Origin of the sequence: Sphingorhabdus lacus (genome assembly GCF_009768975.1) — a bacterium.
Taxonomy (GTDB): Bacteria; Pseudomonadota; Alphaproteobacteria; order Sphingomonadales; family Sphingomonadaceae; genus Sphingorhabdus_B; species Sphingorhabdus_B lacus.
Genome location: NZ_CP035733.1, coordinates 2809750 through 2823725, shown reverse-complemented (window position 1 = coordinate 2823725; position 13976 = coordinate 2809750). Strand labels below are relative to the sequence as shown.

At 59.2% G+C, this 13976-nt stretch carries 9 protein-coding genes and 1 tRNA gene; 8 read left to right on the top strand and 2 right to left on the bottom strand.

Annotated elements, in window-relative coordinates:
* Positions 1–103 precede the first annotated feature (103 nt).
* Positions 104–2086, bottom strand: coding sequence for an alpha/beta hydrolase family protein (locus EUU25_RS13325; protein WP_158901729.1), 1983 nt, complete (start codon positions 2084–2086; stop codon positions 104–106).
* Between the two features lie 235 nt (positions 2087–2321).
* Here EUU25_RS13325 and EUU25_RS13320 point away from each other — a divergent pair, with 235 nt between their 5' ends.
* Positions 2322–3572 (top strand): MFS transporter, encoded by a 1251-nt coding sequence (locus EUU25_RS13320; protein WP_158903421.1) that lies wholly within the window; start codon positions 2322–2324, stop codon positions 3570–3572.
* A gap of 48 nt (positions 3573–3620) precedes the next feature.
* On the opposite strand, the gene EUU25_RS13315 is transcribed toward EUU25_RS13320, so the two are convergent.
* Positions 3621–3694: transfer RNA gene (locus EUU25_RS13315), tRNA-Cys, on the bottom strand.
* Between the two features lie 273 nt (positions 3695–3967).
* On the opposite strand from EUU25_RS13315, the gene EUU25_RS13310 reads away from it, so the two are divergent.
* From EUU25_RS13310 to EUU25_RS13280, 7 genes are all read left to right on the top strand, one after another.
* The gene (locus EUU25_RS13310) at positions 3968–4552 is read left to right on the top strand and encodes a protein-L-isoaspartate O-methyltransferase family protein (protein WP_158901727.1); all 585 of its coding nucleotides are present in this window, start codon (positions 3968–3970) and stop codon (positions 4550–4552) included.
* Complete coding sequence (locus EUU25_RS13305) at positions 4549–6012, top strand: TolC family outer membrane protein (RefSeq protein WP_158901725.1); 1464 nt, start codon at positions 4549–4551, stop codon at positions 6010–6012. The genes EUU25_RS13310 and EUU25_RS13305 overlap by 4 nt, the downstream gene beginning before the upstream one ends.
* A gap of 27 nt (positions 6013–6039) precedes the next feature.
* Positions 6040–6468 (top strand): DUF2497 domain-containing protein, encoded by a 429-nt coding sequence (locus tag EUU25_RS13300; RefSeq protein ID WP_158901723.1) that lies wholly within the window; start codon positions 6040–6042, stop codon positions 6466–6468.
* The gene (locus tag EUU25_RS13295; protein WP_158901721.1) at positions 6468–7805 is read left to right on the top strand and encodes a metal-dependent hydrolase family protein; all 1338 of its coding nucleotides are present in this window, start codon (positions 6468–6470) and stop codon (positions 7803–7805) included. Before EUU25_RS13300 ends, EUU25_RS13295 begins: the two co-directional genes overlap by 1 nt.
* 376 nt (positions 7806–8181) lie before the next feature.
* A complete protein-coding gene (locus tag EUU25_RS13290; RefSeq protein ID WP_158901719.1) occupies positions 8182–10233 on the top strand; it encodes an alpha/beta hydrolase family protein in 2052 nt (683 codons plus the stop codon).
* Between the two features lie 202 nt (positions 10234–10435).
* Positions 10436–13093, top strand: coding sequence for a valine--tRNA ligase (locus EUU25_RS13285; protein ID WP_158901717.1), 2658 nt, complete (start codon positions 10436–10438; stop codon positions 13091–13093).
* Complete coding sequence (locus EUU25_RS13280) at positions 13090–13947, top strand: DUF2262 domain-containing protein (RefSeq protein ID WP_158901715.1); 858 nt, start codon at positions 13090–13092, stop codon at positions 13945–13947. Before EUU25_RS13285 ends, EUU25_RS13280 begins: the two co-directional genes overlap by 4 nt.
* Positions 13948–13976 lie beyond the last annotated feature (29 nt).

The following is a 13976-nucleotide window of genomic DNA, read 5'->3' as shown; positions in this document are numbered from 1 at the left end:
TTTTCGGGTTCCGAAGACGCCAAAGGCTGCTTGTCATCAACACTGAAATTCGTCAGGTTGCGGTATGGTCGAATTGGGCAGCAAAGCTCTAGATGACCCCGATTTATAAGGGGTCTGCAGGATTATGCGCATCCAGAAATGCCTCGAGCCGTTCCAGCCAATCCTTTTGATTGGCCGGTTCGTCCAGCCCATGGCCTTCATTTTCGTACACATGGCTCTCGGCGGCCTTGCCGGCCTTCTTTAAGGCCGCAACCATCATGTTGAACTGGCTGATGGGCACGACATTGTCATCATCGCCATGGGTCAGCAGAATGGGCCGGGTTAACTTGCCTGCATTTTTGGCGGGCGATACCGTGTCCAGCTTGAAATCCTCATCGCCGCGGACAATGTCTTGCCATTTGCGGGCATGGCGGCTTTCCATGCCCTTCTTGCTGTATTTCAATTGGGTCACAAAGTCGGTCACCCCGGCAAAGCTGGCGGCGCAACGATAGCGCTCCGGATTGCGAATGACACCCCAAAGGGCCGCATAGCCCCCATAGGATGAGCCAATGATGCACACCCGAGTGGCGTCGGCTATGCCTTCCTTCGCCAGCCAGTCCACGGCGTCGTCCAGGTCATCCTGCATGGCCCGGCCGATCTGGCCTTCGCCTTTTTTGTAATAGTCTTCGCCATAGCTGTCGGAGCCGCGGAAATTGGGTTGGATTACGGCATAGCCCCGATTGGCCAGAAACTGGACTTCGCGGTTATAATCCAAGGTGTCGCGCACGCCGTAAGGCCCGCCATGGGGCATCACGATGAGCGGAAGTTTGCCAGGCTGCCGCCCCACCGGCAACGTCAGATAGGCTGGAACCGAAAGTCCGTCACGCGCCGTGTAGCGTATATATTTCGTGACCGCCAACACCGCAGGATTGATGTGGTCGTTCAGGCCGGCAAACCGGTGAAGCCGCTTTGCGGACGGTTCAAAAATATAATAGCTGCCCGGATCGGTTGGCGACGTTGAAAACACGGTCATCCGTTTGCCGTCCGCACTGCGCGATTGTATCCACGCCTCCTGACCGGGCAAAGCTTTGTCGAGCAGGCGTTGGAGACTTTTGTAAGCCGGGTCGAACCAGACGATGCGGTCCCGGTCATCCGTGAGCGTCGCGGATTCGATGTCGGTGCCCGCGTCGTTCAGCGTAAAACCCGTGATGTCATTTTCGGGATGGTCGAGCAACTTCTCGCCAATTTCCCGGCTGGTGTAGCTGAACCGATAAAGCGCAAACCGTCCATTCTCTTTATTGGACAGCACATATCCCTCATCCTTACCCGCGACGATCTGGCTGACGTCGATCAAGCTTTCCGGCGCATTTTCTTCGTCCTTGCCCTTGCGGATCTTGTCCACGAGCGCGAACTTTTCCTCATTGCTCCGCCGGTAATAAATGCGGGTGGCTTGTTCTCCATAGGCTACCCCCATCCGCACGACGCCGCTGCCGTCGGCAATCCAGCTCCACACATTGTCCTGGGGCCGGACTATTTCGGTGAATGTGTTGCTGCCAATTTCGACCCGGTACACGCCCGGCGTTGAAAAGATGGATTTGGAAACGGCCATCAGCAAAAAGTTACCCGCGGGATCGACATAGAGCACATCGTCACCCACCAGCCCTTGGGATTTCAAACCCAGTTGCGTGGCCTTGCGGGTCGTTACGTCATAGGCGATCAGGCTGCTTACGGGCAGATCAATGCCGTAAAATATGCTTTTACGTGTGGCGCTGATCAACAATTTAGTATCGCCTGCCCAGCGATACCAATTCAAATCATAGCCTTCCGGAAAGGCGACCCGCGCGATTTCCTCGGTGTCAACGGGCCGAAAGCTGACATAGGTTCGTTCGCCGACACGTTCCCGGAAGGCAATTTTTTCGCCATTGGGGGAAATGATCGGCTGGACGAGACTGCCCGATTCCACGAACGCATCAACCGGAATTTCCGCGGGAGCCTCGGCGGACAAGACGGGCCGCGAAGCCAGAACTGAAATCAGCAGGAAAGCCCGCAGGATAAACTTCACGAACTTGCCCCCAATGTCATTCGCTACGGCAAAAGTACTGCGCATCGCACACCATAAAAATTTGCCTATCGCCGTCAACCGCAAATGGCGGCACCCGGTATCGGCCCTCTCTCAATTGAAACGCAAATCCGATCCCGGAAGCGGGAAAAGACTGGGTCAATATTAGCTTTCGGAAAAGGCTAAGGCGTCTTGTCACCTGTCCCGAAATTCGCCACGTTGCTGCGTGGTCGAAATTGTCAGCCAGACTGGGCAGGGTGCCTCTCCCTCTTCACGCGCACCGATGTCGCGGCGGTCGATGGCTCTCGCCGGTCTTTCGACAATTGTGGAATGGTATGATTTCACGCTTTACCTTTATTTTTCGACGGTGCTGGCGCGCGTCTTTTTCGGAACCGGTCCGCAGTCGCTGACCGAGACGCTCGGCGGCTTTGCGATTGCCTATTTGATGCGCCCGGTCGGGGCGCTTGTTTTCGGGCACTTTGGGGACCGCTTTGGCCGACGGATGACCATGCTGGGTTCAATGGCTTTGATGACCGGGGCAATGCTCGCAACCGCCATGCTGCCGACCTACGCGCAAATCGGCCCGCTTGCCGGTGTGCTGCTGATTATGCTGCGCTGCCTGATGTCCTTTTCGGTTGGTGGCGAATATACCGGTGTCGTCGCCTACCTTATGGAAGGTGCGAAGGACAAACGGCGCGGATTGATCACCAGTTGCGCATCGGCGGCAAGCGAGATTGGCGCGCTGCTGGCGGCCGCTGCAGCGGCGCTGGTGGTATGGGCTGTACCCGAAGAATCGCTCGTCACATGGGGATGGCGTCTGCCATTCCTGTTCGGCGCAGCGCTCGCTGGCCTGGTTCTCATTACGCGCGCAACGCTTGAGGAGACTCCGGAATTCCTGCGCCAACGCGTAGCAGGCACTGTGCCGGACAACCCCATAAAGCAGACGCTGACCCGGCACCGCAGCGCCATTGCACGCGGCTTTGCAATTTCGGCGCTGGGGTCGATCACCTATTATGTCGGCATTACCTATGTCCCGGCGTTTCTGGATGCCACCGGAACCATGCCGGAGACACGGGCGCTTTCGATTTCGGTCCTTGCTGCGCTTACGGTCATTCTGGTGACCCCGGTCATCGGGCTCGCATCGGACCGATATGGCCGCCGCCCCATCCTGCTGGCGCTTGCGCTTGGCGGGATATTTCTACCCACGGGCATGTTCGCCTTCATGGCAGGCGGTGGCGCCGCGACCTGGGTGGGCGCCATTACACTGGCGGCACTTGGTGGAGCGGTGAGCGCGGTTGGCGCCGTCACCACGGCCGAACAATTCCCCGGCGAGGGAAGATTGAGCGGCCTTGCATTGGGCGCGACAACGGCCACCGCCATTTTCGGTGGTCTCACGCCTTTGGTTGCGCATCTGTTGGTGACGAACAGCAAATGGGATGCCGCACCCGGCGCAATGATTGCCCTTGTCGCCGCTTGTGTGATCTTCGTTTTCTGGCGCATGCCCGAAACAGCACCCATGCGCGCCAAAATGTAATAGACTTTTTGAGTGCAGCAGTGGCCGGAGATTTCGCACCAATATGCTTGGAGGCCCGAGCCGGAATCGAACCGGCGTGCAAGGATTTGCAGTCCTCTGCGTCACCACTCCGCCATCGGGCCTCGATAAGCAAAACGCTTGATACAGCATTGCTGTATGTGGTGGAGGCGCGCGTCTAGCGGGTTGGTTTCATCAAATCAACCGGCAATCTGGCATGTTGTGCCCTGACCGCCACAAGTGACGGGAAAAAAATGCCATTTGCGGGTTCAGGTTGCGCGTTTGTCTGAATCCGGCTTGGCGATTGGACCTATGCTGGCTAGAACCAGAATCAAAGACTGTATTGTGTTTGCAATACAGTTGTGGCACATGGCCCGGAAAATGATGGAAATATCCTGATGGAATCTGTGAGTTTTGAAGATATGCGGCGGGCGATGGTGGATTCCCAGCTTCGCACCAATGGTGTGACGGAGGCGTGGATCCTTGGCGCAATGGGCAGTTTGCCGCGCGAAGACCATGTCCCTGCATCGCATCGCGCGACATCCTATATGGACCGCGCCATAGCGCTGGACGATGGTTCGGTTTTGAACCCGCCCTTGTCGACGGCCCTGCTGCTGCAAGCGGCCGAGGTAAAGACGACCGACAAAACGCTGTTGATCGGCAATCCCGGCGGCTATGTGGCCGAACTGCTCAAAGGGCATGTAACGCACCTGACCTGTGCCGCGCCTGCCGACTGGGCGTCGGCGAAAGACAATGCACCTTATAATCTGATCGTGATTGACGGCGCGGTCGAGGAACTTCCCGATGCATTTCTCGGTTTGGCCGGCGAAGGGGCCCGGATCGTCAGCGGAATTGCCGAAGGGCCCGTGACGCGCCTGGCAAACGGGGTGGTTCATGCGGGCAAAGTTGCCCTCAAACCCTTTATCGACAGCGAGATTGCACCTTTGGCCGCATTCGCGCGTAAAGCGGAATTTGTATTTTGAGCCCGCGCCGCCTTCTTGTTGCGACCCTGCTCGGGTCCACCTTGTTCAGTGCCTCTGCCTCGGCGGACACGCTTCGCGACGCTCTGGTTTCGGCTTATGAGACCAACCCCAGCCTGACCGCGGCCCGCGAAGGGCAAAAGGCGACCAATGAAGGCGTGCCGTTGGCCAAGGCCAATGGCCGGCCCGACGTCACGGTCCAGCCCACCTATTTTGAAAATATCATGCAGGATGGCGGATCGTCGGTCACGCAGGCCCGCGGTGTAAATATCAACGGTACGGTTTCGGCCCCGCTCTATGCAGGCGGCGGAATCCGCAACGCGATCCGTGCTGCCGAGAACCGGGTCGAAGCGGGATTTGCAAATCTGCGCGGCACCGAGAGCGCAATTTTCTCGGCTGTCGTGGGCGCTTATATGGATGTCATCCGTGACGAATCCATTGTCGAGCTGAACCGTGCGCAGGTCGGCGTCTTGTCGGTCAATCTGGAAGCAACGCGCGACCGGTTTGAAATTGGCGATCTGACCCGTACCGACGTTGCCCAGTCCGAAGCGCGTCTTGCGCTCGCGACCAGCAGCCTCGAATCGGCACGCGCCAATCTGATCCGGTCCAAGGAAATCTACATCCAGCTCGTCGGGCGCGAACCCGGCCGGTTGGAAGCTCCGCCACCTTTGCCCAATTTGCCGGAAACGCCCGACACTGCGGTCAATGTTGCGCTGGAGAATAATCCCGATCTGATTTCGGCACGCGAAGGTCGCGAAGCAGCCGGTTTTGACCGCCGTGCCGCCAATGCGTCGCGGTTGCCGACGGTGAGCGTGTTTACCTCACCTTCCTACAGCAATGCGCTGAACTCGGTATCGTCCAACATCCCCGGTTTTCAGGCGGATAACAGCTCGTTTACCGCGCAAGCCGGTGTCCGTGCGACCATTCCCTTGTATCAGGGTGGCCAGCCCGCCGCACAAATCCGGCAGGCACAAGCCCGGCTTGGACAAGCGCAGGAACTGGAAATCGCCGCCGAGCGTGAGGTGATTGCCCAGACCCGTGCCTCCTATGCCAGTTGGAAAGCTGCGCAGGATGTGATTCGTGCGTCGGAACGTGCCGTATCGGCGAATGAACTGTCGCTCGAAGGCACACGGGCGGAAAATAGCGTCGGCAACCGCACGATTCTCGACATTCTGAATGCCGAACAGGAATTGCTGAACAGCAAAGTGCAATTGGTGACCGCACGGCGCAATGCCTATGTCGCCGGCTTCACATTGCTCGCCGCCATGGGCCGCGCCGAAGCGCGCGATCTGGGTCTTGAAGGTGGCGTTTTGTACGATCCGGTGGCGGAATATGAAAAGGTCGACAATGCGTGGAACGATTGGGCTTCGCAGCCCGATCCAACGACCAAATCGACACGCACCGTTGACACGCCTGCGCAAAAAGCAGAAATAGAGCCGATTCCGAGCCAGTTGCGGAAGTAATCTAATCAAGCTGTGGGGAGCTGAAACATGGCGGAAGGCCGGAACGAACCATCTATGGACGAAATTCTCTCCTCGATTAAGCGAATCATTGCGGACGATGACCGCAGCCGTCCGGCCGCCAAGCGCGCGCCCAAGGCAGCCGAACCTGTCGAACAGGAAGATGAGATTCTCGAATTGACCGAAACCGCGGCGGCCGAGACCGAAATGGACGAGGTTGAGGAAGTACTTCTGGACGATAACAAGGCCCGCAGCCTGCGGCACAGCTTCTCCGCACTGCAAACACTTTCCGAACCCGGCGTTGCGCCGCAGATCGTACGCTCGGGCGAAACCTCGCTTGAAGGGCTGACCCGTGACCTGTTGCGGCCGATGCTGAAAGATTGGCTCGACACCAACCTGCCCCCGATCGTCGAAGCGATGGTCGAGCGCGAGATCAACCGCATCACCAAAAAGGGCTGATGCGCGGCGCACGGCTTCTGGCGCTTTCCCTGGCGCTTAGTCCTGCGCCGGTCCTTGCCGAACAACTTTATATCGAAGCCGGTCGGCTAATCGATGTGACCGCCGGAACTGTCCGTACAGGCCAATGTATCCATATTGTGCGTCACTGGATCGAATCCGTCGCCCCGTGCGGAGAGACGCCCAAGGATGCACGGCGGATCGACTGGTCCGACCTGACTGTCCTGCCGGGCCTGATGGACCTGCACACGCATTTGGCCGATGCGGGGCAGAATTCCGATATTGCCTTGCCGCTCAACACATCGCGTGAGGAAACCGCGCTGATCGGTGCGCACAATGCGCGACTCACGCTGGAGGCTGGCTTTACGACCGTGCGCGATGTGGGCACCTATCGCGGCCTGACCGATGTCGTGCTGCGCAACGCGATTAACACCGGACTCGTGCCGGGGCCGCGTATGTTCGTGGCCGGGGCCTATATCACCATCCCCAAGGGCGGGGGGGAGTTGAACGGCGTTATTCCCAATGAAAAGCTTCCCGAAGATATGCGGCTGGGCGTAGCGAGCACGCCAGAGGAAGCCAAGGCGAAGACCGAGTTTCTGATCGCGAATGGCGCGGACTTTATCAAGACCATTGCAACCGGCGCGGTGCTGGCCATGGGGACGGAACCGGGCGAGCCCGAAATGACCGAAGAGCAGCTGCGCGCCGTGGTTGAGGCGGGCAAGGGCAAGGGGCCGTCAGGGCCGATGCGCAATGCGCCTGCCGGTGCGCTGATCGTGCCGGTGCTGCCCACCGACATCTTCGTCACCGCCCACGCCCATGGTGCCATCGGCATCAAAAATGCGATCCGCGCCGGTGTCCGCTCCATCGAGCATGCCAGCCTGATCGACGACGAAGCGCTGGTCATGGCGAAGAAGGCGGGGACCTGGCTGGTCATGGACATCTATAATGGCGATTATATCAACGATATCGGCACCAAAGAGCGCTGGCCCGAGGAATATCTCCGCAAGAATCGCGAGACCACCGATATCCAGCGCGAAGGTTTTTCCAAGGCGGTGAAGATGGGCGTCAAGATCGCCTATGGCACCGACAGCGGTGTTTATCCCCACGGCCTGAACGGACGGCAGTTTGCCTATATGGTCCGCTATGGCATGACCCCGATGCAGGCCATCCAGTCGGCTACCATCCGCGCCGCCGAATTGCTGGGCAAAGAGGATCATCTGGGCAGCATTGCCCCCGCCTTCACCGCCGATCTGGTCGCGGTGAAGGGCGACCCGCTGACCGACATCCGCGTACTTGAAAATGTGGCGCATGTTGTAAAGGACGGGGTGCAGGTCAAATAGGCCGAGCGCCGCGCTCCCCTGCCGCCCATAAACAAAAGGGCAGGGAAAGCCCCCGCCCGTCTGTCTTTTTCAGATCTGTTTTCCGGTTACACCATGGTGACCGAGAAAAGCAGGCCGCTCAGCGCAACGGCGCCGATAAAGCTAGCCAGTTTCTGCATGTTTCATTCCTTCTCATGTGCCGCACAGCCGCCAAAAGGGGCCGGGTCGTCCGTTCGAAGGCATCCTTTATGTTTTTGTTATGCCGCCCAAATAGGGCGCAAAGGTTAAAACTCAATTGATATAGTAGACAAAGTAGTTGCATTTATGTAAACATAGCATCGCTATGGGCAAGGTAATTTTCTTGCGCGCGCCCATCGTGTTGACTAGCTTGGCGTCCATGAAAAAACCCCTTCTGATCGCCGCCCTAATCGGCGCCACCGCCCTTTCCGCCCCCGCCTTCGCCCGTCCGATGACGGAGACCGATCTCGCCACGATGAAGCGGCTTTCAGGAGCCGCCGCATCGCCCGACGGCACCATGATCGCCTATCAGGTGCGCGAAACCGATCTGGACGCGAACAAGGGGCGGACCGACCTGTATCTGATCAAGCTCGGCACCCCCAATGCGCAGCCCGTTCTGTTCGCTTCCAAGCCCGACAAGAACGAGCATGACCCCGCCTTTGCCCCCGACGGCAAGAGCATTTTCTACATCAGCAACGAGGGCGGGTCGGACCAGATCTGGCGCTATGACCTCGCCAGCGGCACATCCACCCAGGCGAGCAATTTCAAGACCGATGTCAGCGGTTTCAAGATTTCGCCCGACGGCAAGAAATTCGCGGTCTGGGGCGATATCGCGCGCGATTGCATGGAATTTGGCTGCGAACAGGATGGCGACACATCGAAGCCAGGCCCCGGCACCGGCCGCGAATATGACCAGCTGATGGTCCGCCACTGGGACGCATGGGAAACCCCGGGCAATTACAGCCGCATCTTCACCGTGGTGCTGGGCGCAGATAACAAGCTTGGCACGTTGGGTGAGGCCATGGACGGCGATCTTGTCGGCGACGCGCCGTCCAAACCTTTTGGCGGCGCGGAAGAAGTCAGTTGGGCCGCCGACAGCAGCGGCATTGCCTTCGCGTTGCGCAAAGCCGACGCCAATGAGGCCAAATCCACCAATCTCGATATTTACGGCGCATCGCTGAAATCGAAGGAAGTGGTCAACCTGACCGCCGACAATGCCGGAACCGACACCACCCCTGCCGCATCGCCCGATGGCAAATGGCTGGCATGGACATCGATGGCCCGTGCCACCTATGAAGCCGACCGGCTGGTCATCAAGCTGATGGACCTTAAAAGCGGCAAGGTCACCGCGCTGACCGATGCATGGGACCGCTCCGTCGGCTCGCTCGCATGGGCCGCCGACAGCAAGAGTCTGCTTGTCACCGCGCAGGACACGCTCGAAACCCCGCTCTATCGTGTCGACCTAAAGGGCAAAGTCACACGCTTGACCGAGCGGGGCAATATCGCCGAGGTCGTGCCGCTGAAAAATGGCGGCGTGGTCTATGCGATCAACAGCATCGCCGGACCATCCGACCTTGTCCTGATGGACGCAAAGGGCAAGACGACACGGCTGACCAACGTCAATGCGCAGGCCCTCGCCGCGCTGGATCCGGTCAATTACCAGAAGTTCGATTTTGCCGGGGCCAATGGCGAACAGGTGTTCGGCCAGATCGTCAAACCGCAAAATGCGACCGGAAAGCTTCCCGTGCTGCTGCTCGTCCATGGCGGCCCGCAAGGGACGTTCAACAATAGCTGGTCCTACCGCTGGAACCCCGCCGTCATGGCGTCACAGGGCTATGCCGTGGTCACGATCGATTTCCACGGGAGCACCGGATACGGCCAGAAATTCACCGACAGCATCAACAAGAATTGGGGCGGCTGGCCGCTAGAGGATTTGCAGAAGGGCATGGCCGCAGTGGGCAAGATCGACAGCCAGCTTGACACCGCCAATGCCTGCGCGCTCGGCGGGTCCTATGGCGGCTATATGATGAACTGGATTGCGGGCAACTGGCCCGACCGGTTCAAATGCCTCGTCACCCATGCGGGCATTTTCGACTTGCGCGCCATGGCCTATGAAACCGAAGAACTATGGTTCGACCAGTGGGACAATGGCGGACCTTGGACGACGCGGACCGATGCCGAGAAGTGGAATCCGGTCAACCATGTCGCCAAATGGAAAACCCCGACGCTCGTGATCCATGGCGAAAAGGATTACCGCATCCCCTATTCGCAAAGCCTCGCCGCGTTCACGGCGCTGCAGCAGCAGGGCGTGGAATCCAAATTGCTGGTCTTTCCGGACGAGAACCACTGGATCCTGAAACCCAAAAATTCGATCCAGTGGCACCAGACCGTGTTCAAATGGGTGGGGGAATATCTGAAACCTGCGAAGTAAGGGCGAGAGCCGCAGGCTTTTTCATCTCACACGAAGACACAAAGGCACGAAGAAGATTGAAGGAATGAGGGAGGGACTTTTCTCCTTCACCTTTGTGCCTTTGTGCCTTTGTGTGAGACCCCAATAAAGCACCGCGCTTGAGTTGGCCGCTTCGCATCTGAAAACCTTGCCCAAATGCCCGCGCGCTGGCAAAGGCAGCGGCATGACTATCGACAAGACGTTTGACCCCGCCGCGATTGAGGCGAAATGGTATGCCCATTGGGAATCGACCGGCGCGTTCCGCCCTGAACGCCCGAATGCGGAGCCTTATACGATCGTCAACCCGCCACCCAATGTGACGGGCAGCCTGCATATCGGCCATGCGCTCGACAACACCTTGCAGGATATCTTGATCCGCCATGCCCGTCTGCAGGGCAAGGATGCCTTATGGGTCGTGGGCACCGACCATGCCGGCATCGCCACCCAGATGGTGGTTGAACGCCAGATGGCGCAAAAGCAGCAGAAACGCACCGATTTCACCCGCGACGAATTTGTCGCCAAGGTCTGGGAATGGAAAGAGGAAAGCGGCGGCGAGATTACCGGCCAGCTGCGCCGCCTCGGCTGTTCGATGGACTGGGAAAATGAACGCTTCACCATGGACGAAGGCTTCAGCAAGGCCGTCATCAAGGTGTTTGTCGACCTCTATAATCAGGGCCTGCTCTACCGCGACAAGCGGCTCGTGAACTGGGACCCCGGTCTAAAAACGGCGATCTCCGACCTTGAGGTCGAGACGCGCGAGATCAACGGCAAATTCTGGCACTTCAAATATCCGCTCGAGGACGGCAGCGGCTCTATCTCGGTCGCCACCACGCGCCCCGAAACAATGCTGGCCGATATGGCCGTCGCCGTAAACCCGTCAGACGAACGCTACGCGCATCTGGTCGGCAAGAATGTGCGGCTGCCCATTACCGGCCGCCTGATCCCGATTGTCACCGATGAACATGCCGACCCTGAACTGGGTTCCGGCGCGGTGAAGATTACCCCGGGACATGATTTCAACGATTTCGAAGTTGGCAAGCGCGCCGGATTCAAGGCGAGCCAGATGCTCAACATGCTCGATGCGGAAGCACGGGTGGTGCAGACCGCCGACGGGCTGATCCCCGCCGACTATCTCGGCATGGACCGGTTCGACGCCCGCAAGAAAGTGGTCGAAGCGATCGAGGCGGCTGGCCTGCTCGAACGGATCGAAGACCGCATCATCCAGACCCCCTTTGGCGACCGCAGCGCGCAGGTAATAGAACCCTGGCTGACCGATCAATGGTATGTCGACGCCGAAACACTCGCCAAGCCCGCCATCGAGGCGGTGCGCAGCGGGGCCATCGATATCGTCCCCAAATCATGGGAAAAAACCTATTTCAACTGGATGGAAAATATCCAGCCATGGTGCGTCTCGCGCCAGCTTTGGTGGGGGCACCAGATACCGGCATGGTTTGACGGCGACGGCAAATGCTATGTCGCCGAAGATGAAGCAGGGGCACAGGCGCTTGCGGGTGAAGGCGTGGCCCTGACCCGCGACCCCGACGTGCTCGACACATGGTTCTCCTCTGCGCTCTGGCCGTTCGGCACCTTGGGCTGGCCGGACCAGACCAACGAGCTCGACCGCCATTACCCCAATGACGTTCTCGTCTCCGGCTTTGACATCCTGTTTTTCTGGGATGCGCGGATGGCGATGCAGGGCATCCACTTCATGAAAGAAGTGCCGTGGAAGACGCTCTATCTCCACGGACTCGTCCGCGCCGCCGACGGCAGCAAGATGTCGAAGTCGAAAGGCAACACCGTCGATCCGCTGGGTCTGATTGACCAATATGGTGCCGATGCGCTGCGCTTCTTCATGGCGGCAATGGAAAGCCAGGGCCGCGACATCAAGATGGATGAAAGCCGCGTTGCCGGTTACCGCAATTTTGCAACCAAGCTGTGGAACGCCGCCCGCTTTGCGCAATCCAACGGTATTGGCGGATCACACAGCATCAGCGCGCCCAAGGCGGAGCTTGCCGTCAACCGCTGGATTATCGGCGAAGTCGTCGAAACCGTCGAAAAGCTGAACAAGGCCTTTGCCGAATTCCGTTTCGACGGCATGGCCGACGCCATCTACCATTTTGTCTGGGACCAGTTTTGCGACTGGTATCTGGAGCTTATCAAGCCTGCGTTCGTTGATGGCGAAAAGCAGGATATGGACGCAGAATCGCAAATGGTCGCAGGTTGGGTGCTCGACCAGATATTGGTGATGCTGCATCCCTTCATGCCCTTTGTGACCGAGGAATTATGGCACGCGCTGGCCGATCCTGCAGCGCCGCGCGCCTATGACCTGATCCACGCCAAATGGCCGGAGCCCAAAGCCGAAGTCGATGCCGAAGCCAAGGCGGAGGTCGAATGGCTGATCCGTCTGGTTGGCGAAGTGCGGACCGCGAAGAACGAGCTGGGCATTGCGCCGGGCGCGAAGATGGATGCCTTTGTCCGTGACGCGTCCCCGGCAACAGAGCAACGCATTACCCGTCAACAGTCCGCACTGGCGCGATTGGCGCGGCTCGATTCGGTGACCACAGGCGACGCGCCGGAAGGTGGATCGGTCCAGCTGGTCGTGGATGAGGCAACCTTTGTCCTGCCCCTGGCCGGTGTCATCGATCTCGACGCCGAGCGTGCGCGCATCAGCAAGGCGATCGAAGCGGCCACCAAAGAGGCGGCTTCACTCGCCGGACGGCTGTCGAACGCGGCCTTCGTCGAAAAGGCCAAGCCCGAAGCGGTCGAAAAGGCACGCGCCGACCATGCCGAAAAAACCGCCGAGGCCGAGCGCCTGACGGCGGCGCTGGCGCGTCTGGGGTGAAGAAACTGGCGGTCCTTTTCGCTGCGCTGGGTTCGCTTCTGTCCCCTTCCGCCGCAGCCGAAAATGACCGCTCCTCGATTGTGACCGGAGTGGTGGATGCCATGGGGCCTTCCGCCATAGGGCCTTTGACCAGCCAAGCTGGTCCGAACGCCAGATGGATTGGTGCCGTAACACTGGTGGCGTGGCGGTCGGACGATGGCCCTGTCGAAGTATCGCCCCTTCGGATCGAACATCCGCTGGGCCACGGCTTACCATCCTCGGATCCATGGATGGCGTCGTTCCGGCCGCGCATGGTGGTAAAGATCCGGATCGCCGGTGAAATCGGGAAGAAGGGTCTTTGGCCTTTTGCCAAATTCGCGGAATATCTGGGGGAAGCCGACGACGCGGAGTTGATGAAGGCCGCCGACCCTATCCTTAATCCCCCGGACTTTGTGGATGCGGATCTGGGACGCTTTGTAGCCGACCGCCATTTACCCGACAGTTTCAACGGGACGGCAACGTGGCTGGGCAAACCTGTTGACCTGACGCTTAGCGCGGAATCACGTGATGCACTTCCCGACTGTGCGGCGACGGCTCAAATTCTCTTGAAGGATGCGCTGCGGTGGCAAGCCGAGGCTGAAAAGAAGATCGTCGAAAATCTGTACCAGCTTTGGGTGGACGAATGGCGCCCGGAAGGAACACCGATCTTATCGCAAGCCGCCTTTCGCGCACGGCTGACCATGCCCGCGATCACCATCTACGAAGGCGGCGCATTCGAAATGGAATTTGGCGACGGCGATCTGTTCGCAGGGCATTGGATATTGGTGCCGGGCTCCCTCGAGGAAGGCATTGAGGACGCCGGTCTGGCAGGCTAGTCCGCGTTCCGGCAATTTGCGGCTATCCT